This window comes from Arcobacter vandammei (genome assembly GCF_016106035.1).
GTDB classification, from domain to species: domain Bacteria; phylum Campylobacterota; class Campylobacteria; order Campylobacterales; family Arcobacteraceae; genus Aliarcobacter; species Aliarcobacter vandammei.
The window spans coordinates 18,614-41,769 of the sequence record NZ_JADKPZ010000012.1 but is presented as its reverse complement, the minus strand read 5'-3'; the positions used below and the strand labels follow the sequence as shown (position 1 = coordinate 41,769).

The 23,156-nt window shown below is 28.4% G+C and carries 18 protein-coding genes; 10 read left to right on the top strand and 8 right to left on the bottom strand.

Going from position 1 to position 23,156, the window contains the following annotated elements:
• Positions 1-15: 15 nt before the first annotated feature.
• Positions 16-1,596 (bottom strand): phosphoenolpyruvate carboxykinase (ATP), encoded by a 1,581-nt coding sequence (gene pckA / locus IQC44_RS07825; RefSeq protein WP_198305787.1) that lies wholly within the window; start codon positions 1,594-1,596, stop codon positions 16-18.
• Positions 1,597-1,926: 330 nt separating this feature from the next.
• Here pckA and IQC44_RS07820 point away from each other — a divergent pair, with 330 nt between their 5' ends.
• From IQC44_RS07820 to IQC44_RS07790, 7 genes are all read left to right on the top strand, one after another.
• Positions 1,927-2,583 (top strand): S24 family peptidase, encoded by a 657-nt coding sequence (locus IQC44_RS07820; RefSeq protein ID WP_198305786.1) that lies wholly within the window; start codon positions 1,927-1,929, stop codon positions 2,581-2,583.
• A gap of 99 nt (positions 2,584-2,682) precedes the next feature.
• Positions 2,683-4,716: a TonB-dependent receptor gene (locus IQC44_RS07815; protein ID WP_198305785.1), complete on the top strand. Its 2,034-nt coding sequence runs from the start codon at positions 2,683-2,685 to the stop codon at positions 4,714-4,716.
• Entirely contained in the window at positions 4,706-5,236 is a 531-nt protein-coding gene (locus IQC44_RS07810; RefSeq protein WP_198305784.1) for a hypothetical protein, read from the top strand. Before IQC44_RS07815 ends, IQC44_RS07810 begins: the two co-directional genes overlap by 11 nt.
• On the top strand, positions 5,233-6,612 hold the full coding sequence (locus tag IQC44_RS07805; RefSeq protein ID WP_198305783.1) for a sensor histidine kinase: 1,380 nt from the start codon (positions 5,233-5,235) through the stop codon (positions 6,610-6,612). The genes IQC44_RS07810 and IQC44_RS07805 overlap by 4 nt, the downstream gene beginning before the upstream one ends.
• A complete protein-coding gene (locus IQC44_RS07800) occupies positions 6,609-7,298 on the top strand; it encodes a response regulator transcription factor (protein WP_198305782.1) in 690 nt (229 codons plus the stop codon). The genes IQC44_RS07805 and IQC44_RS07800 overlap by 4 nt, the downstream gene beginning before the upstream one ends.
• 56 nt (positions 7,299-7,354) lie before the next feature.
• Positions 7,355-7,594 (top strand): hypothetical protein, encoded by a 240-nt coding sequence (locus tag IQC44_RS07795; RefSeq protein ID WP_198305781.1) that lies wholly within the window; start codon positions 7,355-7,357, stop codon positions 7,592-7,594.
• Positions 7,584-7,949 (top strand): type II toxin-antitoxin system PemK/MazF family toxin, encoded by a 366-nt coding sequence (locus IQC44_RS07790; protein WP_198305780.1) that lies wholly within the window; start codon positions 7,584-7,586, stop codon positions 7,947-7,949. The genes IQC44_RS07795 and IQC44_RS07790 overlap by 11 nt, the downstream gene beginning before the upstream one ends.
• 196 nt (positions 7,950-8,145) lie before the next feature.
• On the opposite strand, the gene IQC44_RS07785 is transcribed toward IQC44_RS07790, so the two are convergent.
• Positions 8,146-8,310: a hypothetical protein gene (locus tag IQC44_RS07785; RefSeq protein ID WP_198305779.1), complete on the bottom strand. Its 165-nt coding sequence runs from the start codon at positions 8,308-8,310 to the stop codon at positions 8,146-8,148.
• Positions 8,311-8,513: 203 nt separating this feature from the next.
• Between IQC44_RS07785 and IQC44_RS07780 the strand changes: the two genes are divergently transcribed.
• Positions 8,514-14,792, top strand: a complete 6,279-nt coding sequence (locus IQC44_RS07780; protein ID WP_198305778.1) for a YDG domain-containing protein — start codon at positions 8,514-8,516, stop codon at positions 14,790-14,792.
• Complete coding sequence (locus tag IQC44_RS07775; RefSeq protein ID WP_228286297.1) at positions 14,779-16,434, top strand: ShlB/FhaC/HecB family hemolysin secretion/activation protein; 1,656 nt, start codon at positions 14,779-14,781, stop codon at positions 16,432-16,434. The genes IQC44_RS07780 and IQC44_RS07775 overlap by 14 nt, the downstream gene beginning before the upstream one ends.
• Here IQC44_RS07775 and IQC44_RS07770 read toward each other — a convergent pair.
• From IQC44_RS07770 to mobB, 5 genes are read right to left on the bottom strand one after another with little or no spacing between them, the layout of a single operon-like run.
• Positions 16,431-17,396: a peptidoglycan synthetase gene (locus tag IQC44_RS07770; protein ID WP_198305776.1), complete on the bottom strand. Its 966-nt coding sequence runs from the start codon at positions 17,394-17,396 to the stop codon at positions 16,431-16,433. The two genes, IQC44_RS07775 and IQC44_RS07770, sit on opposite strands and share 4 nt — an antisense overlap.
• Complete coding sequence (gene metG, locus IQC44_RS07765) at positions 17,396-19,378, bottom strand: methionine--tRNA ligase (RefSeq protein ID WP_198305775.1); 1,983 nt, start codon at positions 19,376-19,378, stop codon at positions 17,396-17,398. Before metG ends, IQC44_RS07770 begins: the two co-directional genes overlap by 1 nt.
• Before the next feature lie 22 nt (positions 19,379-19,400).
• Positions 19,401-19,604, bottom strand: a complete 204-nt coding sequence (locus tag IQC44_RS07760; protein WP_198305774.1) for a hypothetical protein — start codon at positions 19,602-19,604, stop codon at positions 19,401-19,403.
• Positions 19,597-20,439 carry a class 1 fructose-bisphosphatase gene (locus tag IQC44_RS07755; protein WP_198305773.1) on the bottom strand — a complete coding sequence of 281 codons (843 nt, stop codon included), beginning with the start codon at positions 20,437-20,439 and terminating at the stop codon, positions 19,597-19,599. The genes IQC44_RS07760 and IQC44_RS07755 overlap by 8 nt, the downstream gene beginning before the upstream one ends.
• Positions 20,440-20,937 carry a molybdopterin-guanine dinucleotide biosynthesis protein B gene (gene mobB, locus IQC44_RS07750; protein ID WP_198305772.1) on the bottom strand — a complete coding sequence of 166 codons (498 nt, stop codon included), beginning with the start codon at positions 20,935-20,937 and terminating at the stop codon, positions 20,440-20,442.
• A 98-nt stretch (positions 20,938-21,035) separates the two neighbouring features.
• On the opposite strand from mobB, the gene IQC44_RS07745 reads away from it, so the two are divergent.
• The gene (locus IQC44_RS07745; protein ID WP_198305771.1) at positions 21,036-21,518 is read left to right on the top strand and encodes a hypothetical protein; all 483 of its coding nucleotides are present in this window, start codon (positions 21,036-21,038) and stop codon (positions 21,516-21,518) included.
• On the opposite strand, the gene IQC44_RS07740 is transcribed toward IQC44_RS07745, so the two are convergent.
• Positions 21,487-23,154, bottom strand: a complete 1,668-nt coding sequence (locus IQC44_RS07740; protein ID WP_198305770.1) for a lytic transglycosylase domain-containing protein — start codon at positions 23,152-23,154, stop codon at positions 21,487-21,489. The two genes, IQC44_RS07745 and IQC44_RS07740, sit on opposite strands and share 32 nt — an antisense overlap.
• Positions 23,155-23,156: the final 2 nt, after the last annotated feature.

Here is a 23,156-nt window from a genome sequence, read left to right as displayed (position 1 = left end):
TAGATTAGACAAAAATTAGTCTAATCTAGGACCAGCTGCTGTAAAGTCATACTCACTTTCTAAAGTTAAGTATTTTTTAAAGTTTTCTATATACATTTCAGCCAATTTTTTCTTAGCTTTATCGTACTCTAAAGGATCACTCCAAGTATATCTAGGAGTTAATACATGAGTATCTACACCTTTTAAAGTTTTTGGAATTTGTAGGTTAAATATTGTCATATTTTGGAATTCTGAATCATTTATTGAACCATCTAGGATAGCATTTATACAAGCTCTTGTATTTTTAATACTCATTCTTTTTCCAACACCATAAGGACCACCAGTCCATCCTGTGTTTACTAAAAATACATTTACATTATGTTCATCTATTTTTTTACCTAAAAGTTCTGCATAAACAGTTGGATTTAGTGGTAAAAATGCTTCTCCGAAACAAGATGAAAAAGTAGCCAATGGCTCATTTATTCCTCTTTCTGTTCCTGCAACTTTTGCTGTATATCCACTTAAGAAGTAGTACATAGCTTGTTGTTTATCAAGTTTCGCAACTGGAGGAAGAACTCCAAAAGCATCTGCACAAAGGAAAATAATATTTTTTGGATGTCCACCTCTCATTGTTGGAGCATGGTTTTCTATATGATCTATTGGATAAGAAACTCTTGTATTTTCTGTTTTTGATTTATCATTATAATCAACTACACCATTTTCATCAGCAACAACATTTTCTAATATTGCACCTTTTTTAATAGCACCAAAAATTTCTGGTTCGCTATCTGGATCAAGATTGATTACCTTTGCATAGCAACCACCTTCAAAGTTAAATACACCTTTATCATCCCAACCATGCTCATCATCACCAATTAAAGCTCTATTTGGGTCTGTTGAAAGTGTAGTTTTTCCAGTTCCAGAAAGTCCAAAGAATAGCGCTGTATCACCATCTTTTCCTATATTTGCTGAACAGTGCATTGGAAGTTTACCTTCAAGAGGAAGCCAGTAATTCATCATTGAGAACACACCTTTTTTCATCTCTCCTGCATACCAAGTACCACCAATAATTGCTTGATTCTCTTCAACATTAAAGATTACATAAACTTCAGAGTGTAAACCGTGGCTTACATATGCCATATCTACAGTTTTACAAGCATTAAAAATTGTAAATTCTGGTTTAAAGTTTTCTAATTCTTCTTTTGTAGGAAGAATAAACATATTTTGAATAAAGTGAGCTTGCCAAGCAACTTCAGTTATAAATCTAACTGCTCTTCTTGAATCCATAGATGAACCACAATAAACATCAGTAACAAAAATATCTTTGTTGCTTAGTTGTTTTTTTGAAGTTTTTAATAAGTCACTATAAACTTCAGAAGAAACTTTTCTATTTATCTCACCCCAAGCAATATATTTATTTGATGGGTCTTGATTAACGAAAAATTTATCTTTAGGACTTCTTCCTGTAAAGATACCAGTATCAATCATCAAAGCACCAGTTGAAGATATTTTAGCACCTTCATTTTTAACTGCAAAATCGATTAAAAAATCAATATCCGAATTTCTAAATACCGTACCAACGTTTTCTAAACCTAATGAGTCTTTAATATTAGACATAATTTAAATTCCTATCCTAATTTTTAATGCGAAATTTTATCCAAAAATATATAAAACTTTCTGAAATATTAGTAATTATTTAAAAAAAAACATATTTTCTTTAATTTTTCTATACATTATTTAAGATTATAGAACCTTATCTCCGATAATATATATGAAATCATCTATTTTTCTTAAGATGTTAATTAAATTATTTTTTGTCTCTATAATTTTTCTTGACATTTCAATCCTTTGATTAAATTTCCAAAATATTACAATATTTTTTTAAAACTATTGAAAAATATTGCAAATTGTAATATAATTTAATAAATTTATTTAAAAGGAGTAGAAATGTTTATAGTTGAAGATATTATTGATAAATTAAAAGGTATCTTAAATACTGATAATAGGGGCAAAAAAATCTTTGATAAGGATGTTGCAGAGTCTTTGGATTTAACTCAGGCAAATTTTGCAACTATGAAAAATAGAGGAAAAATTCCATACTCAAATATTTTAAACTTTTGTGCAAAAAGAAAAATCTCTATAAATTGGCTTTTATATAATCAAAGTCCAAACTCTTTGATAGATAGTACAGATAGATACTGGATAAAATACTATCCGAGTGTAAGTGTAAGTGCTGGTGGTGGTGCTTTTGAAAATGAAGATGAGTATGAAAGTCTTGAACTTCCAGAGTATTTTTTGGCAATTTTGGGTGGAAAGGATAATATAAAAAATATTGAAGCTATAAATGTTGTTGGAGATTCTATGGAACCAACTTTAAATTCAAATAATATTATCTTTGTTGATAAAACAAAAAATGATGTAAGTAAAGATGGAGTTTATGCCTTTACTACAAATCACGGACTTTTTGTAAAAAGAGTACAAAAAAGAGTGGATGGGCTTTTGGATATTATTTCGGACAACAAAGATTATCCAATTCAAGTTTTAAATAAAGATGAGTTAAATGTCTTAGGAAAAGTTGTAAGCTCTTTTGGAAGAATTTATTAAAATAAATTCTTTCAGTAAATTTTTAAATTTTATAAAAAACTTCACACTTCATCACACTTTTTAAATATAATTGCTAAATTTTTTAGAAAGAGAGAGAAGATGAGTTTCAAAAAAGCCTTTTTTATTTCTGTTTTACCACTATCTTTGTTCTCTTTTGAGCTTGAAAATGTCTTATATGATTTGAACCAATATAGTGATAAAACACACTTAAACATAGACTACAAACCAACAGCTATGACAGTTTTATACTCATCAGATTTAGAAAATTTAGGTATAAATACCTTAGCTGAAGCTTTGGATTTTGCTAGTGGTATTCAGACTTTTTCTAGTACAGCTACTTCTTCTTTAATTTCAGTTCGTGGACAAACACAACCTTTTCACTCTATTTATGAAAAAATAGGCTTTTTTTTAAATGGTATTAGTATTGGTGCAAACTATTTTGATAGTTTTCCAATATCGCTAATAGATAGAATAGAAATCTCAAAAGGTTCTACTTTGGGATTAAACAACCCTTATAGTTTTGTTGCTAGTATAAATATAGTTACAAAAAGCTCTATACCAAATCAAAATAGTATCTCTTTTCAATCGGGAAGTTTTGATAAAAGAGTAGCTTCAACTTCAATAAATCAAAAAGTAGGATCTTATGATATGGGTCTTGACTTTTACTACTTAAAAGACAACAAAAAAGTATATGCCCCAAGTGCGATTTTATCAACAGAGGATTTTGGTACAAGTTTTGATAGAAAACAAGAGTCTTTGGATGGGAAAGAGGATATTGCTTTTGGGATTAGTTTTAAAGATGACAATTTAGAGTTTTCAAACAGATATATAAAAAACAATAAACAAAATAACTATGGTTTTATTGGTTTACTTGATTTTAACGATGCTGGTTATACAAAATATGAGACAATTTCAAGTGAGCTAAAATATATAAAAAATATCTCTCAAAACAATCTTTTAGAGAGCAAGGTAGGATTTTTACAAAATAACTACAAACTCAATACATATCTTTATAAACTTCCAGAAAATATTTTAGGTATTGATGTTTACAATCCACATTTTAAAACGAACCACACTCAAAGAGATATATATTTATCACTTTTACTTAAAAACACAACTTTTAATAATCAGGAAATAGCTTATGGAGTACAAGTAACAAGAACAAGTATAGAAAAAAACAACTTTTATGCAAATGTTGATGATCTGTATGATGTAGGAGTTTCAATTCTTGGTACTTACTTTCCAAATACTCCAAACTTAACAAAATTTAGTGGGAAAGATGGTTTTTTAGCTGATATACAAAATAGAATAAATGTTTCATATTATATAAATGACACCTACACAGCGACTGATTATTTAAGTTTCTCTTTTTTAGCAAAACTTGATGATTTTGAAGGCTTTGACAATGCTTATAACTTTAAAGCAGGTGTAGTTTACTCAAAAGACAATCAAAATATATACAAATTTATCCTTTCAAAATCTTCTAAAACTCCATCTTTAATTGAAAACTCTATGGTTGGACACTTGGCAACTTATGGAAATAGCAGTTTAAAAAATGAAGATGTACAAAGTGCTGAATTGATGTATATTTATGCAAATAGTAGTGATAAATTGAAGCTAAATTTGTTTTATAATATATATAAAAATTCTATTGATTTAAAACAAAAAGGAAGCAATTTTGAGTTTACAAACAACAAAAGCGATTTAGACAACTATGGAGTTGAGTTAGAATATAGCAAAGTTTTTGAAAATCGTTCAAAACTCTTCTTTAATAGCTCTTACAATATTTTTGAGTACAAAAACAGCTACAATAATTTGGATTTAAATACTCCTGTTGTTCCAAAGCTTACATCAATTTTGGGATATGTTTATGCTATTAATTCAAAGTTTACTATTAGCCCACTTTTGCGATATTATGGAACTAGACAAAAAGTAGAACAAGGTGGAAAAATAGGTGATTTTACTCTTCTTGATATGACTTTGACATATAGATTTTCAAAAGATTCAAAACTTACTTTTGGAGCTAAAAATATTTTAGACAAAGATTATTACTATTTTGGACATAAAACAAAAGATGAAACAATGCTAAGAGAGGGGCGAACTTGGTTTGCTGGGTTTACTTATGATTTTTAGACTACTACTCTGTTTTTTTTCTACATCTTTATTTGCAAATGTAGTTTATAATCCAAAAATTCTTGATATTCAAGCAAAAGTATTTCCAAAAATTATAATTTCAGATAATGACTTCGAGAAAAAACTAATAGACAATAAAATAGTTTTAACTTTGTTTTATGAAGAGATAGATTTAAACACAGCACAAAGTTTGAAAGAAAAAATAGAGAAAAACTATGAAATTTTAAAAGATTTGCCTTTTGAAGTAAATTTGCAAAAATATAGTGATTTTAGAAGTGATAATTTATCAACAGCATATCTATTTTTACTTGGAAAAAAAGAGAATATTACTCAAATTTCTAATATTTTAGAAAAAAATAGCCGTCTAAGTTTTGCTTATGATGATAGTTATTTGGATTTTGGAGTAATTTTTGCTTTAAAAATTAGTGCAAAAATAGATATATTTTTAAATCTTCAAGCTTTAAAAAATAGCGAAATTGAGCTTCAAAATTCAATATTTAATGTGGTAAAAATAAGATGAAAAACTTAAGTATCTTAACTCAAATTGCACTTATAAATATAATAGTTTTTACTATTTTTATAGCTATTCTTATACAAAGAAATTATTCAATAGTATCAAATCAGCTAGTTGTACTTGAAGATGAAAAAATCGACTCAATAGTTAAAACTTTAGCTCCGATAATATCAATAAATCTTACTTTGGGTTTGCAAGAAAATATAAAAGAGTTTGTAAGAGAAAACCTAAAAGAGCATAAAGAGGTAATCGGTATAAAAATAATTGATATTGATAAAAAAATTGTTCATGAAGAGTATAAAGATAGTATAAAAGGTTCTAGAATTTACTATTTGACTTTAAGCGATACTATTTTAAAAGATAAAATAGGGGATTTGTACATTTACTACACTTTTTCATCTATCTACTCAAAACTTCTAAATGAGTTTTATGTTTTTTTGTTTTATATTGTTTTGCTCTTTATTTTCTCTCTTCTTATCTCATCTTTTTTGATAAGGTTTAATCTAAAATCTCTAATGCAACTAAAAGATAAAATGCTAAATTATAGCCTAAACCAAAAGAGTATTTTTGAAGAAGAGAACTATAAAAATGAAGTCTCTATCATAAATAACAGTGCTTTTAAAATGATAAAAAAGATAGAAGAGGAAGTTGAAAAAAGAATTATTTACGAAAAAGATATTATGCAAAAAAATCGTTTGGCTTCTATGGGAGAAATGCTTGATAACATAGCTCATCAATGGCGACAACCTTTGATGAAAATAAGTGCTATTTTACTAAATGTAGATAGAAATATTGAGCTTAATAAGTACGATGAAAAGTATCTGCAACAAAGACTTGAAGATATTTCAAACACAGTTTATTTTATGTCAAATACAATAGAAACTTTTAGAGAGTTTTTAAACCCAAACAAAGCAAAACAGAACTTTGAAATATCTTCTGCAATAGAAAAAAGCCTAAAAGTTTTAAACACTTCACTAAAAGATGTGAATATAAATTTAAATAAAAAAGAGATTTTTATAGATGCTTTTGAGAGTGAATTTATGCAGATTTTTATATCTATTTTATCAAATTCGATAGATATTTTTAAAGAGAGAAATATAGAGGAAAAAGTGATAAATATAGATATAGTTGAAGATGAAAATAGAATTTTTGTACAAATTGAAGATAATGCACTAGGAGTTGAGGATAAAAATATCGATAGGATTTTTGAGCCATACTTTACAACAAAATATAAAAGTGGTGGAACTGGAATGGGACTTTATATAGCAAAAATGATTATGTTAAATAGTTTTGGTGGAGATATAAAAGTAGAAAATAGCCAAAAAGGAGCAAAATTTACTTTAATTATCCCAAAAGCAGATATTAAGGGGTGGGAACTATGAGTAAAGAAAACCTAAAAAATTTTACACTTCTTTATGCAGAAGATGATAAGGCTATACAAAAAGAGATGTTGGAGTATTTTTCTAGCTATTTTAAAGAGGTTTTTGTTTGTGATGACGGAAAAGAGGCTTTGAAACTTTATGATGAGAAAAAACCAGATGTTTTGGTACTAGATATTTATATGCCATTTTTAAGTGGTATGGAATTAACAAAAATAATAAGAAAAAATGACCATAAAACAAAAATAGTTTTAATAACAGCTTTTTCAAAAGATTCTTTGCTTTTAGATGCGATAAATACAGATGTAAACTACTATATTACAAAACCAGCAAGCTTGCAAAAAATAAAAGATATGCTAGATAAAATCTCCCTTGATTTGGAAAGAAACTCTACAAAGATAGTAAAAATTGATGAAAATTTGCATTTTAATATGATAAATAAAAAGCTTTATATAGGAGAGTTTGAATTAAAACTAAGCAAAAAAGAGGCAGATTTACTAGAACTTTTTGTAAAAAATGTGCAAAAATCTATAAGTATTGAAGATATTATGGCTTGTTGTTGGAGTGATTTTAATAGTGAAATTTCTATTGATAGTGTTAAATCTTTGGTTAGTTCTTTGAGAAAAAAACTTCCAAAAGATAGCCTTGTAAGTGTTTATGGTATTGGGTATAGTTTGAGGGTGAAATAATATTTGACATATAAATTGTACATTGATATAATAAGGCAAAAAATAAGGAGATAAATATGGTATCAGAAAAAATCACAGTTACTATCCCTTTTGAATTGAAAAATAGACTTTTAAGTGTAAAAGATGAGTTAAAAACATCTATTTCAGCTATATATAAAGAGGCTTTAGAGAATTATTTGGAAAAAAAAGAGCTTGAAAAATGGGAAAAAGGTGCATTGTTGGCTTCAAAAGATAAAGAATATAAAGAGTTATCTAAAACATTAGCTAGTTCAAATGAGGATATTTATGAATATTAATCAAGGTGAAATATGGTTGATAGATTTTGAACCAAGTATTGGAAGTGAGATAAAAAAACTTCGTCCAGCAATAGTTGTAAATGATGATAGAGTTGGAAGATTTGGAATAAAAATTGTAGTTCCGATTACTGAATGGAAAGATTTTTATAGTAACTATCCTTGGATTATAAGAATTAATCCAAATAGTGAAAATGGATTATCTAAAGAGTCTTCGATAGAGTGTTTTCAAATAAAAAGTTTTTCGGTTGAAAGATTTGAGAAAAAAATTGGACAAGTAGATAAGGCTCTTTTATTTCAAATTCATAGCACTATTATGAAAACTTTAAATCCAGTTTATAAATTGTTAAATTCTTGATATTTTTAATTTCTTAAAGCTAAGGATTTTGTGCTAAAGCACTCTCTGTGAGAAATCCTTAGTTCCAAACTCCTACAATTTACCCAAAATCTCATCTATATCTAAACTCATTTTAGAAAAAGCGAACCATTTTTTACCCAAATCCTTAAAACTAGCTCCAATATGATAAATCTCTTTTTTATCTAAAATTAAAAATCTATCGTGAGAATTTAGGAAATTGGACTTTAGTCCAATCAATAGCTGGGACTTCAGTCCCAGTTCCAAACAGAGTAAAAACAGTATCATCTATATAGTTATCTATTAAAACAACTTCTTTTTTTGCTAATTTTAGTAAATCATTTACAAATATTTCATTTTGCAATTTTCTGGAATTGAGATTTTAATCTTAGCAAAAAAAGCTAAGGTTTTTGTGCTTTAGAACTCTCTGAGAGAAAACCTTAGTTCCTAAGAAAAAAAAGAAAAAACAAAAGAATTTCAAAATTTCTTTAAAAAAAGCAAAAAAACTTCACACTTCATCACACTCTTTGTTTATAATCTAGTGAAATATTAAAAGAAGGAGAAAAAATGTACCAAAATCATGAATATAAAAACAGATTTAGGATACTAAAAGGTGGGCTTATCTCCCTTGTTGTATCTTCAAACTTATATGCAGCACCAACAGGTGGAACGCTGACTAGTGGAAATGCAACTATAAATCAAAGTGGCAACACAACAAACATAAATCAATCTAGCGAAAAAGCCAGTATAAATTGGCAAGATTTTTCAATAAAATCAAATGAAACAGTAAATTTCAATCAACCAAACCAAAACTCAATTACACTTAATAGAGTTGTAGGAAATGAAAAGTCTATTATTGATGGTGCATTAAACGCAAATGGACAAGTTTGGTTAATAAACCAAAATGGTACAATTTTTAATAAAAATGCAAAAGTAAATGTAGGTGGTTTACTCGTAACAACTAAAAACCTAAGCGATGATGATTTCCAAAAAGGAAACTACTCTTTCAAAGGAGATTCAAGTGCAAGTATTGAAAATTTAGCTGAAATATATAGCGAAAAATATGCCTCTTTTATAGCAAACTCTGTAATAAACAACGGTACTATCAAAGTACATACTGGAAATATAAATCTTACTGGTGCAAATGATTTTACTATTTCACTAGATGAAAACTCAAATATCTCCCTAAAAGTAACTAAAGGTGTTCTCGATGCACTTGTAGAAAACAATAATCTTTTAATTGCAAATGGTGGAAATATCTATCTTACAACAAATGCAAAAAATGAATTGCTTAAAGGTGTAGTAAATAATACAGGAATAATAGAAGCTGCTTCACTAGATGATTTAACTCAAAGTGAAGTGATAATCTTCGCTCATGGTGGAACTGCAAATATAGATGGAACTATAAATGCAAAAGGAAGTTTTGTAGAAACAAGTGGAGAAAAGCTATCTGTAAAAGATAGTTTTAAAATAGAAGCTAAAACTTGGCTTTTAGACCCAGAGAATGTAACAATAGAGTCAAATGGTGGAAATTCTTTAACAGGTGCAAGTGTAAGTGCAAGTGCAATTGAAAATGCTTTAATACTTGGTAATATAAATGTATTTATCGAAGCAGATAATAATATAAATGTAAATGAAGCTATCTCATACGATATAAATACATTACAACTAAAAGCTGGAAATGATATAAATATAAACAAAGAGATAAATGTAACTGGAAATGGTGGTTTATCTTTGGTTTATGCACAAACAAATGTAACTGGAAACTATTATGTAAATAATGGTGCAAAAGTAAATCTAGCAAATGGTACAAGTTTTAAAACAAAAAAAGGTACAGATACAGAGATTAACTGGACTATTGTAAATAGTGCTAGTGCTTTACAAAATATGAATAACAACAAATCACTAAGTTATGTATTAGGAAGCAATATAGACTTAAACGGTGTTGTCTGGACACCAATTGGAACAGGAGCAAATGGTATTCCTAGTAATTACTTTATGGGAAAGTTTGATGGGCTTGGACATACTATATCAAATTTTGCAGTTTCTAGTCTTGGAGAGAATAAAGGGCTTTTCGGTGCAACTTGGGGAGCAATTATAAGAAATGTTAATTTAAGAGATGTGCTAGTACAAGTGAGTGGTAATAATGTAGGAGCATTGGTTGGAAGCAATGGACTTAATTCATTAATCGAAAATGTATCTGTAACTGGTAATGTTTATGGAACTGAAAAAGTAGGTGGATTGGTTGGTTCTAATGGAAGTAGTAATATAAAAAATAGTTATTTTTCTGGACAAGTAGAGGGAGATAAAGAAGTAGGTGGCTTGGTTGGTTATATTGGAAGTGGAGTAATAGAAAACTCATATACAAAAGGGACTATAAAGGGATTTCAAGGATATTCTGGTGGTATTGCTGGAGTAAATGCAGGAACAATAAAAAACTCATATACAAGCACTATTATTAATAGTGGAGCTTGGTATAATGATGGACTTGCTGGAATTGAATATTATGGTTCGACAACTGAAAATTCATACTATGATAAGAATGTATATTTTCCTGGTTATGATACTTATAGTAGAGGAAAAACACAAGCTGAGATTTTAGAAGCATTTAAAGGAGTTGATGGTTGGGCTACAAGTGGTGCTGATTTTGAAGGCTATGCTACGGATACTATTTTACTTCCACAACTGAAAACTTTTTATAAACCTACAAGCACACTTTTTGCTGGTGGATATGGTACAGAAGCAAATCCATATACTATTACAAACTGGACACAGTTGCAAAATATAAACAATGCAAATATCCTAACAAAAGGCTATTATCTATCTTTAGTAAATAATCTAAATAATGGAAGTGTAGGATATACAAACAACTGGAATGCGATAGGAAATAATATTTCAAATCAATTTAATGGGCATTTTGACGGATTTGGAAATACTATCTCAAATCTTGTTATAAATAAAACATCTAGTGAGCAAGCACTTTTTGGATGGATAGGAGTTGATTCAACTATAAAAAATCTTGGTTTAGTTGGTGTAAGTATAAGTGGAAATTATCAAGTTGGTGGATTGTTTGGAGAAAACTATGGAACAATTGAAAACTCTTATGTTACTGGAGATGTATATGGACAGTATGCTGGAGTATTTGGTGGAAGAAACAATGGAACGATAAAAAACTCTTATGCTGCTGGAGATGTAAAAGGAGATTTTTATATAGGAGGTTTGGTTGGATTAAATGAACAAGGGGCAACAATCGAAAACTCTTATGCTAGTACAATTTTAGTTGGACAAGCTTCTTATAAAGGAGGTTTGGTTGGATATTCTTATGGGGGAATTACAAACTCTTTTTATGATAATGAAAAATTCACTGGAGCTGGTGTAGGTGGTGGAACTACAACTGGAGTTACAGGACTTACAACAGAGCAAATGAGTCATGGAACTGTATATAAAACAGCTGGTTGGGATATAGTTGCAGATAGTAGTTTGACTACTGGAAAACCCGTTTTAAAATGGGATACTGCGACAAATAAATATGTTTGGGCAATAGCACCAAAAACTATCACTGGTAATTTGTCAAATGAAGCAGTTACTTATAATGGTTTACTTCAAAACCTAAGTTCTATCTATACTTCACAAGCTATTTTTGGTACAGATGGTATGAGTTTTAAATTTGTAGATGATAAAGGCGATGTTTTAGGGTATCAAAATGCAGGAACATACGAAAATATTGGAGTTGTTTTAACTGGAACAGACGAGTTTACAGTTGCAGGAGTTGGTACAAAAGGAACTTTGACTATAAATAAAGCACAGCTTGATATTGTCGCAAATTCTGATAGCAAGGTTTACAATGGACAAACTCAAAGTGTTAGTGGATATACATTTGGAACAAATAAACTTTTAGGAAGTGATACAGCTAGTGTTTTTGCTTTAAGTGGAGAAACAACAACTAGTTCTAGTAAAAATGTAGGTACTTATAATACAAATATTACACAAAGTGGAGTTGCAGATAACTATACTTTAAATATCACTCAAGGTAAATTGGAAATTACAAAAGCAAACTTGACAATCATCAGTGGATTAACTGCTGATAATAAAGTTTATGACGGAAATACAACAGCAAGTGTAAAGATAGGAAATCTTCAATATTCAGGATTAATCCCAGGCGATAGTGTATCTTTAATTGGCACACCAACAGGTACATTTGCAAATAAAGATGTAGGAACTCATCAAGTAAATATCTCTGGATTTACTTTAAGTGGTGATAATTCAGCAAACTACAATGTTATAGCACCAAGTAGCTTAAGAGCAAGTATCACTCAAAAAGAATTAAATATCTATAGTGATTATATTTTAGGAAATACCAAAACTTATGACGGAAGTACAAATGCAACACTTTCAGTTTCTGCAACAATGGGTGGATTTGTGCCTGGTGAAAGTATTAATTTTTCTTATTTAGCAAATTTTGAAGATAAAAATGTAGGAGAAAATAAAACTATAAATGTAAAATATTATTTATCAGATAATGGAAGCGTTAAAGCTTCAAATTATAAGATAAAAGCAGGACAAGAAACAGCTACCACAACAGCAAATATTTTGAAAAAAGATTTGACAATAGATAGTGTAACAGCAGAAAATAAAACTTATAATGCAAGTAGAGATGCTACATTGTCAAATGTTGGAAAGCTAGTTGGATTGGTTGACGATGAAGAGTTGGAGTTGGCTTATACTAGTGCAGAGTTTGATAATAAAAATGTAGGAGCTGAAAAAACTGTAACTATAAGTGGATATACAATTGCAGATAAAGATACAAATCTAGCTTCAAACTATAACTTAAAACAAACTTCTAAAACTACAACAGCAAATATCTCTAGAGCAGATTTGACAATCACTGGATTAACTGCAAATGATAAAGTTTATAACGGAAATACAATAGCAACTTTAAATATAGAAACTGTTGGATATGAAGGTAAATTTGAAAATGATGTTGTATCTTTAAGTGGCACACCAACAGCTCAATTTACTAATCAAAATGTAGGAACTCATAATATAACTCTTTCTGGAGTTTATTTAACTGGTAATGATGCAGGAAATTACAATGTTATAGCACCAAGTAGCTTAACAGCAAGTATCACTCAAAGAGAGTTAGAAATCTCAAATGGTTCAATTGCAGGAGTAAACAAAACTTATGATGGAGGTACAAATGCAACAGTTACAAATGCTGGAACATTAACTGGTTTGGTTGGAACTGAAACTTTAGCTTTGAACTATTCAGCAGGATTTGAAGATAAAAATGCAGGAACTGGAAAAACTGTAAATGTAGAGTATAGTTTGGGAACTGGAACAGGTTTGGCTTCAAATTATAAAATAAAAGAAACAGATAAAACAGCTACTACAACAGCAAGTATTTCTAAAAAAGATGTAAGCAATGTATCTTATACAGCTAATAATAAAGTTTATGATGGAACTACAATAGCAAGTGTAAGTGGAAGTTCTGGTAATTTTATTGCAAACGATAATATAGGATTTACTCAAAGTGCAAATTTTGATGATAAAAATGTAGCAGATAATATAAATGTAACTATTTCAAATATCGCTTTAAGTGGTGCAGATGCAGGAAACTATAATTTAATAGGTAGTTTTAATGGAACTTTATCAGCAAATATCACTAAAGCAAACGCAACTGTAACAGCAAACTCTGATATAAAAACTTATAATGGATTAGCTCAAAGTGTAAGTGGATTTACAGCAAGTGGATTAGTAAATAATGAGACAAATTCAGTATTAACGGGAATAATTGGAGCTAGTGTAAGTGGAACAAATGCAGGAACTTATACAACAACATTAAGTGGAACAGATTCAAACTATAATCTAAAATTTGTAGATGGAAAATTAACTATAAATAAAGCAGATTTAGTAGTTAGCTCTTCAAATGGCTCAAAAACTTATGATGGTTTGGTTTATAATAGTAATGTAAATTATAGTGGATTTGTAAATAGTGAAACAAATTCTGTTTTAGGTGGAACATTAAGTGGTGGAATATCAGTTAAAGATGCAGGAACATATACTACAAATTTAAGTGGTTTAAGTGCAGATAATTATAATATCTCATATACAGATGGAACATATACTATAAATAAAGCAAACGCAACTGTAACAGCAAACTCTGATATAAAAACTTATAATGGATTAGCTCAAAGTGTAAGTGGATTTACAGCAAGTGGATTAGTAAATAATGAGACAAATTCAGTATTAACGGGAATAATTGGAGCTAGTGTAAGTGGAACAAATGCAGGAACTTATACAACAACATTAAGTGGAACAGATAAAAACTATAATCTAACATTTGTAGATGGTAAATTAACTATAGATAAAGCAGACCTAACTGCAACACTAAATGATGACTCAAAAACTTATTATGGAGTAGCTTATAGTGGTGGTAAAGGAGTTTCTTATAGTGGATTTGTAAATAATGAAGATGAGAGTGTATTAAGTGGAAGTTTGTCTTATAGTGGAGATAGTCAAGGAGCGACAGCTGTTGGAACATATACAATAGATGGAAGTGGATTATCTGCTCAAAACTATGATATTACTTATTTAGCTGGAGATTTAAATATAAAACCTGCTCCAGCTGTTGATTCAAATTCTGAAATTAGAAAAATAGTAGATAGTATAGAACCAAAAATTTTAAATAACCCAATTGCAAATATTATAGGCGATATACAAACATTGTCTTTTGGAAATATGAATAATACAAGAATTATAAATGGTGGAGTAAATACTCCAATAAATGTAGCAACAAACCTAGCAGACCTTTCAACAACACAAGGAGATAATGATGAGAATAAATAGAATAATAGGATTATCGCTTCTAAGTAGTATTTTACTACTAGGAGCAACTCCAAATAGTAATACAATAGATAGACAAATACAAACACCAAGAGATATTCCAACATTTAAAAAAGATGATATAAATATTGAAGGTGTAAAAAGTGATAGCGTAAAAACTAATGATAGTACGCAAAAAGTATTTGTAAAAAACTTTACTTTTGTAGGTAATAGTAAAATATCAAATGATGAACTTTCTGATGTAGTTAAAAATTATGTAAATAAAGAATTAACTTTTAATCAAATTCAAGAAGTTTTAGCAATAGTAACTAAAACTTATAGAGATAAAAGATACTTCGTTGCAAGAGCATATTTAGGTAAACAAGATTTGCTTAAAAATGATAATGCTTTACAAATCTCTATAGTTGAAGGAAATTATGAAGATATAAAACTAAATAATAGCTCTTTAGTAAATGATAACTCTTTAGAAGCTATTTTAAATAATTCAAAATCAAATGAAACTATAAATGTAAAAGATATAGAAAGAGCCTTATTACTTATAAATGATAGAGCAGGAGTACAAATCTCTAGCTCTGTAATAGAACCTGGAAATAGCCTAGGAACAAGTAATATAACAGTTTATACTCTTGCAACTCCTAGAGTAGATGGATATGTTGTTGCAGATAATTATGGAAGTAGATATACAGGTTACTATAGACTTCAAACTTTGGTAAATATAAATAGCTTAATTGGTGTTGGTGATAAACTATCCCTTTCAGGATTAATTTCAAATGGTGCTGATTTGAAAAATGGTAAATTAGCCTATGAAGTTCCTCTAAACTCTTATGGCTTAAAAGCTGATTTTGCTTATAGTAGAACAAACTATGATTTGGTAAAAGAGTATAAACCATTGGATGCTAAAGGTAACTCAAATATCTATGAAGTAGGATTGTCTTATCCACTTATTAGATCTACAAATGAAAACCTTTACCTAAAAGGTAAATACTTTCATAAAGATTTAAATGATTATATGGATTCTAGTTTTAATCTAGATGAAAAAAGAAATATAAACTCTTTTGTTGCAAGTTTGGATTATGATAAAAATTACTCTTTCTTTAATCTTCCAGCTAGAGTATTTGCAAACTTAAATTTCACAACAGGACATCTAAATTCAACACTAAATAAAGTAAATGATGGAAACTATAATAAAATAGATGCTTATATAGCAAATGATATTTACTTTAGTGAAATATTTTCTTTGAAATCAAACCTAACAGCTCAAAAAGTTTTAGGAAATAAAAACCTAAATGGAAATGAAGATATATATCTTGGTGGAGCATATGGTGTTAAAGTATATCCAGATAGTGAACAAAGTGCAGAAAATGGATATATGCTAAACCTAGAACTTCTTTCAAACCTTCCAAAAATAAACTCTTATTCTCATAGAGTTGGACTGTTTTATGATATGGGAAATGTATATGAAGAGAAACAAGATGTAACATTTAAAAGAAAAACTCTTCAAGATGTTGGTTTTGGATACTATGCAAACTATAAAGATTTTTTCGCAAGAGTTCAAATGGCTTGGGCTATAAATCATGAAGTTTCAGATAAAAATGAACCACATCAAAATAGTAAATTACTATTTCAAGCTGGTTGGGTGTTTTAAAAAAGTGTAGGGGAATTTTGAGATTTTTGAAGATATTCAAAAATCTCTTTATAAGAAAATCCTATTAAATATGCACAGTTGAAAGTTTGATTTTTTAAAATATCTTTTATCTCATCTAAGTTTTTTATACTATTTTTTGAAATAAATATAGTTTTTGCATACTTAAACTCACTATTTAAATACTCTTTTTCTATTTCAACTAAATTTATATTGTTTTGACAAATTATAAATCTATCACTTTTCCCAAAATCAATTGGTTCAAAATTCTTATCTATAAAAATAGCTTTGAAGTTTGAGTAGTTTTTTAGCTTTGAAATATCAATATCTTTGTTAAAAAAGTTAAAAATATTTAAAAAGCTATCAATATATATATTTGCTAATTTAATTCTTGAAAAATAGTGATTTTTATATGAAAAACTTATCTCAAATAAAGAGTGTTTTATTAGGTTTGTAATCTCTTTTTTTGAAATATCTTTTTCAAACTTTTCATTTTTTGGGTAGATACTAGTTAAAATCTCTTGATTTTTGGAAATTAAAATATTATTTTCTTTTATCTCATCTATAAATCTAAACATTTTTTCTATATTTTTTGGTACAAGAAAAATAGGTTTTTTATGATTTTGATAATAAAGCTTTAACATATCAAAACTATCATCTTTGCAAAAAAATGCTTCAAGTTTTAGATTTGAAAGTTTATATCTAAGAAGTTTAATAATACTTAGATTTAAATCTTTTACTTTTATAAATGCTACTTCACTATCAAGTATTGGAAAATCTTCTTCAAAAATAACTGCATAAGCACCATTTTGTATAGATTCTTTTAAATCAACTAAATTTTTTGCTATAAATAAATCAGAAGTTTTAACTTTGTTTACATCAGTTTTTATATCATTTATAAAAGAGATAGATGGAGAGTTTAAGAGCTCTCCATCTATAATATCAACTATTGAAGAGATTTTCACTAGCTTATTTTTGTACCTATTTTTTTAGGCTTTTCTGGACGAATAAGACTTAAACCATCTTCATCTTTGGCTGCTAAAAGCATTCCTTCACTTAAAAGCCCCATTAGTTTTGCTGGTTTTAAGTTTGCAACAACACATGCTTGAGTTCCTACAAGCTCAGAAGCACTATAAAACTCTTTAATTCCTGCAAGGATTTGTCGTGGACGATTTTCTCCTAAATCTACTTGAAGTTTTAGAAGTTTACTTGATTTTGGCACTTCAACAGCTTCAATAATAGTTCCTACTTTTATAGTAGTTTCAAAGAATTTATCAATAGTTATTAAGTTTACACCATTTAAATCAAGAGGCTCTAACTCCTCTTTTGCTTCATATTTGCTCTCATCTTTTTGTAAAACTGTAACATCTGAAACTTCAGGTTGAGCTAAAAGCACCTCTTCAATTCGTGGGAATAGGGCATCTATTTTAGAGATTTTTATATCAGCTAAAAGTTCTTGATTTTTTATTAGTTTATTGTAGTTTTGTGTTGTAATTTCAAGCCCTAAACAAGATGCTATATCTTTAATCTTATGTGGCATTACACTATCAAGAAGAAGTGCTGTTTTTGCCATAATATTTGTAATAAGAGCAACTAAAGCCATAGCTTCATCGTTTTTGCCATCTTTTATCAAATTCCAAGGTTCATAGTCATTTATAGCTTTGTTTCCAATAGTTAAAATCTTCCAAATCTCTTCAAGGTATCTATTTATCTGCATATTATAGATATAAGTTTCAAGTGTTGAGATGATACTGTGTACTTCATCTAACTCTTTTTTATGGAATTTTTCCACATCTTTTGAACTTACATTAAAGTCAAAATATTTTCCACTCATTCCCATAATTCTATTTAATAAATTTCCTAAATCATTCCCTAAATCAGAGTTTATTCTATCTATCAAAGCTTTTTGTGAAAAATCTCCATCTTGTCCAAAAGGAACTTCTCTTAAAAGAAAATATCTAAAAGCATCAAGTCCATAGGCATCTGCTACCTCTTTTGGATTTACTACATTTCCTTTTGACTTACTCATTTTTTCACCATCTCTAGTCCACCATCCATGAGCAGCAATATGTTTTGGTAAAGGTAAATCTAAGCTCATCAAAAATGCTGGCCAATAAATTGCATGAAATCTTAAAATATCTTTTCCAACTAAATGAATATTTGCTGGCCAAAAATTCATATTTTTTTCATCACTTCCATATCCTAAAGCTGTTGTATAGTTTAAAAGAGCATCAAGCCAAACATACATAACATGTTTTGGCTCATTCATCTCTTGTGGAAGTTTCACACCCCAATCAAAAGATGTTCTTGAAATTGACAAATCTTTTAAACCATTTTTTACAAAGTTTACAATCTCATTTTTTTTGGCTCTAGGAAGTATACAATCAGGGTTTTCTTCATACCATTTTAGAAGCTTATCTTCATACTTTGAAAGTTTAAAAAAGTAGCTCTCTTCTTTTACTAAAATTGTAGCTCTTGCACATTCAGGGCAAAATTGTTCATCTACAAGTTGAGATTCAGGGTAAAAAGTCTCGCAAGGAACACAGTAAAAGCCTTCATATTCACCCTTGTAAATATCGCCTTTTTTGTACATATCTAAAAATGCTTTTTGAACACCAGTTTTGTGTTCCTCATCTGTTGTTCTTATAAACTTATTGTAAGATATATCAAAATTATCCCATAAAGCTCTAAATTTAGAAGATATTTCATCTGCATACTCTTTTGGAGTTTTATTTCTAGCTTCTGCACTTTGAGCTATTTTTTGACCATGTTCATCTGTTCCTGTTAATAGATATGTGTTATGACCAATAAGTCTTGAGTATCTTGCTAACATATCAGCAATGATTGTTGTATAGGCATGACCTATATGAGCTACATCATTTACATAGTAAATTGGAGTTGTGATATATACATTTTTACAGCTTTCTTGTTTACAATTTTCTTGCATTTTCTACCTCTATTTATATTTCTTAAAATTCAAATCCACCGCCAGAGCCTTTGTTCATCGACTCATAAACAGCAATAACATATTTCTTTCGCAAAGCACACTCAAAAAATTCACTACAAGGTTTACATGAGTTGAAATTTTTTGAATTTTGACAAGAGTTTAGCTCTTTTAAGACAATTTCAAGCTTCTCTTCCCACTCATCTAAAGCTTTATTTTCTTTAGACATTTTTACTATAAACTTCCAAAACTCTATTTATCTCTACATTTGAGCCAAAGAAACAAGGGCTAGTATCGTGAATATGAGTAGTTTCCACTTCTAAAACTCTTTTTTGTCCATCAATTGCAACCCCACCAGCTTTTTCAAAAGCTAAAGCAAATGGAAATACTTCAAAAAGTTGTCTTAATTTTCCTTTTGGTCTATCACTTGTTGCTGGATATGAAAAAAGTCCACCACCTTTTAGTAAAATTTGGTGTAAATCTGGAACCATCCCACCACTATATCTTAATCTATATCCGTCATTAAATATATCATCAATTAGTTGTTTATGATAGCTTGTCCAACAGTTTTGTGTTGAACCTGGAGCATTTAATTTACCTTTTTCATTTAAGTTTATATTTTGAATAAATTTAAATTCACCATTTAAAAGTCTATACATTTTAACATCATTTGTTGTAACTACCATTTCAACTCTTGGACCAAAAACAACATAAACTGAAGCTACGATATTTTTTGCATTGAACTCATTTTTATAAATTCCATAAATTGAACCTACACTTAAGTTTACATCAACCAAAGAAGAACCATCTAATGGGTCGTAAGCTATTAAATACTCACCATTTTCATTTATATTTTTAATACTATCTTGCTCTTCACTTACTATTGCTTTAATGCTAGGAATCTTTGAAAAAATTTCTTCTATTATCTCATCACTTTCAATATCAAGTTTTAATTGAGTATCTCCAGTTGAGTTTTCAGATTCACTTTTCCCTGTATCGCCTGTTTCAATTAAATATTTTATTTTTTTAGAAGCTTCTTCTATGGCTTTTATTATCTCTTGCATTTATACCCTTTTTGCATTATTATCTATCCAGTTTATAAGTTCTTCTGGATTGTTTAAGTCTAAAATATCCAAAGATTTTGGAATATCTTTTTTATTTATAGAATCATCAACTGCAAGTGCATTTGAAACACTAAAATAGCTCTCATCAAGTTTGTTTCTAAAGATAGAAATTCTAGGAAGTTCCAAAGTTTTAAGACCCTCAACAAGCAGATAATCAAAGTCATCAAAGATTGATATTAACTCATCTATACTTGAAGTACCTTTTTTGAAAATTGTTGTCTTATTTGGACTAACAACTGCAACATTGGCCCCCGTTTGAGAGAATTTAAATGAATCTTTTCCCTCTCTATCAAACATTGCTTTATCTTTTGGATCGTGCTTTACAATACACACCTTAAAATCGCTATCTTGTAAAATACTTGCGACTCTTACTATTGCCGTTGTTTTTCCACTATTTGATGGGCCAGAAAATGCCACTACTAATCTTTTTTTATTCATAGGCAAGATTTTATCTAAAGAATAGTTAAACTCTATTTATAGAAATATCTTTCAAAGTCTTATTAATGTATAATCTTTGCTTCAAAAAAGGGGTTTTTATGAAAAAAAGTTTATTTTTATTTGCTGTTTCACTTTTATTTATATCTTGTACACCAAAAAATAGTGCTTTTAGATATTTTGATAAAGGCTTAGAAGAGACAAAAGCAGTTAAATATACAAAAAAAACTGATATAGTAAAAGATCAAGAAGTTGATGTTATTTTTATGGCAACTCACTTAAATATGTTTGATGAAAATATAAATAAAACAAAAAAAGAGAAATTCTTAGCTTTTGTATATTTTACGAAAGAAAATTCACAAGATATGGAAAAAAACTCTTATAGAATATTTTTAAATTCAAAAGAACCAATATCTTTTGAAAAAATTGAAAATAGCGACGAAAGATATAAAGATTATATGCTTAAAAATCACTGGGGAACTTACTATTTAGTAGAATTTGAGAATTTAGATGATACTAAAAATCTATCTTTGGTTTTACAAAACCAAGCATCTAATAAGGCGATACTAAGCTTTGTAAAATAGTTGATAGTGAGATTTTATTCTCACTATTTAAATAGTTATTATAAATATAATAGTTTGTTAAAACTTTTTTACCATACTCTCTTGTCTCTGTGAAACTTATCATCTCCATACTTAAAAATGGTTCAAATCTATTTTTCTCTTTAAAAAGACCTTTTTTAAGTTGAGTTCTTGTATATCCTGCTCCACCATTATATGCATATGCTACAAAAAGAGGGTTGTTATCAAACTGTTGATTTAAACTATCAAGATGAAAACTAGCATATTGAATATTTTTTCTAGGATTAAATTGATTATAGATATTGTATGGTTCATTTAATTTTTTTGCTATCTCTTTTGATAAAAAAGGCATAATTTGCATCATTCCTTGAGCTGAAGCAAAAGATACAGAAGATGGAATAAATCTGCTTTCTTGTCGTGCAATTGAGTATATTAAAACCTGTTTACTTATATCATATTGATTTAAAATCTCTCTATAAGGAGTTATGAAATATTGATTTTTATATTTATAAAATCTTTCTAAAATAAAAGCTAGGTGAGGCTCTGTATCTTTATTTGTAAACATATTGTAGTATTTATTTAGTTTCACTTCATCTAAAGATTTTTTTGTGTCATTTGAAATTTCATCCCATTTAAAAATATCATAAACATCATAATCACTATATGTATTGCTTTGTTCAATAGTATAAATAATATTATTTATAGGAATATTTAATAGCTCTTTTGCATAAATTGTGTAGATATTTGTATCAAAACTTTCACTTAACTCGTATAAATAATTTTTATCTCTATTTAATAAATATAACCACAAAAGAGCTCTATCTTTTTCACTTCTTAAATAAGAGTTGTTTAAAGAAGTTTCAAAAAACTCTTTTGCACTTTCAAGTTCATTATTATTTACAGAGTTTATTCCAAGCAAAAATTCGATATAAGATGTTAAGTTTTTATTTGTTTTTAGTGCAAAAAGAGATTTTTGTATATTATTTAATCTTTTGTCAAAAATAGTATATCGTAAAAATTTTTCAAAATCTTTATGATTTGATATTTTATTTAGTTGTTCAAAATTTAAAGTTTTATTAAAATATTTATATCTAAAGTTATCACTAACTTCAAAAAATATTTTTAGAAAATAATTAATATCTCCATTTATTAAAACTTGCATAGGATTTGAATTTGATATAGCTTGTAAATCTTTTTTTAAAGTAGGGTAGGGTTCAAGTTTGCTTATGAAAAAATTTAGGTCATTTTTACTTAAATCAGAAGCTTTTTTTAAAGAAGCAAGTCCTAAAGCAATACATTTTGAGGAGCTATTTTTTAGCTCATTTACAGTTGCGTTATAACAGAATTTATCTTCAGGGCTTAGTTTTGTATTAAATTTTGAGTTAAAAGCTTTATCCAAAATTGAGCTTCTACCATTTCTCATATCATAAGCTTTTTTCGCATTTTCATAAGATAGATTTTCATCTTCTAGGTATTGAAGTATGAAAAAATCTTTAGCACTTGATTTAGGTCTATTTTCTAACCAATCTAGTGTAACTTTAAAATTCTCCTGCATAAAATCTGTTTTTGGATTTTCCAAAGCAAGAAGATTTAAAGATAAACTAGATAATAAAGAGAGTTTTAATATCGTTTTTGTCATAA

What these genes read in the sequence shown, in the direction of transcription:
- pckA (WP_198305787.1), bottom strand. Translation starts at nt 1,596, where the DNA reads ATGTCTAATATTAAAGACTCATTAGGTTTAGAAAACGTTGGTACGGTA.
- IQC44_RS07820 (WP_198305786.1), top strand. Translation starts at nt 1,927, where the DNA reads ATGTTTATAGTTGAAGATATTATTGATAAATTAAAAGGTATCTTAAAT.
- IQC44_RS07815 (WP_198305785.1), top strand. Translation starts at nt 2,683, where the DNA reads ATGAGTTTCAAAAAAGCCTTTTTTATTTCTGTTTTACCACTATCTTTG.
- IQC44_RS07810 (WP_198305784.1), top strand. Translation starts at nt 4,706, where the DNA reads ATGATTTTTAGACTACTACTCTGTTTTTTTTCTACATCTTTATTTGCA.
- IQC44_RS07805 (WP_198305783.1), top strand. Translation starts at nt 5,233, where the DNA reads ATGAAAAACTTAAGTATCTTAACTCAAATTGCACTTATAAATATAATA.
- IQC44_RS07800 (WP_198305782.1), top strand. Translation starts at nt 6,609, where the DNA reads ATGAGTAAAGAAAACCTAAAAAATTTTACACTTCTTTATGCAGAAGAT.
- IQC44_RS07795 (WP_198305781.1), top strand. Translation starts at nt 7,355, where the DNA reads ATGGTATCAGAAAAAATCACAGTTACTATCCCTTTTGAATTGAAAAAT.
- IQC44_RS07790 (WP_198305780.1), top strand. Translation starts at nt 7,584, where the DNA reads ATGAATATTAATCAAGGTGAAATATGGTTGATAGATTTTGAACCAAGT.
- IQC44_RS07780 (WP_198305778.1), top strand. Translation starts at nt 8,514, where the DNA reads ATGTACCAAAATCATGAATATAAAAACAGATTTAGGATACTAAAAGGT.
- IQC44_RS07775 (WP_228286297.1), top strand. Translation starts at nt 14,779, where the DNA reads ATGAGAATAAATAGAATAATAGGATTATCGCTTCTAAGTAGTATTTTA.
- metG (WP_198305775.1), bottom strand. Translation starts at nt 19,378, where the DNA reads ATGCAAGAAAATTGTAAACAAGAAAGCTGTAAAAATGTATATATCACA.
- IQC44_RS07760 (WP_198305774.1), bottom strand. Translation starts at nt 19,604, where the DNA reads ATGTCTAAAGAAAATAAAGCTTTAGATGAGTGGGAAGAGAAGCTTGAA.
- IQC44_RS07755 (WP_198305773.1), bottom strand. Translation starts at nt 20,439, where the DNA reads ATGCAAGAGATAATAAAAGCCATAGAAGAAGCTTCTAAAAAAATAAAA.
- mobB (WP_198305772.1), bottom strand. Translation starts at nt 20,937, where the DNA reads ATGAATAAAAAAAGATTAGTAGTGGCATTTTCTGGCCCATCAAATAGT.
- IQC44_RS07745 (WP_198305771.1), top strand. Translation starts at nt 21,036, where the DNA reads ATGAAAAAAAGTTTATTTTTATTTGCTGTTTCACTTTTATTTATATCT.
- IQC44_RS07740 (WP_198305770.1), bottom strand. Translation starts at nt 23,154, where the DNA reads ATGACAAAAACGATATTAAAACTCTCTTTATTATCTAGTTTATCTTTA.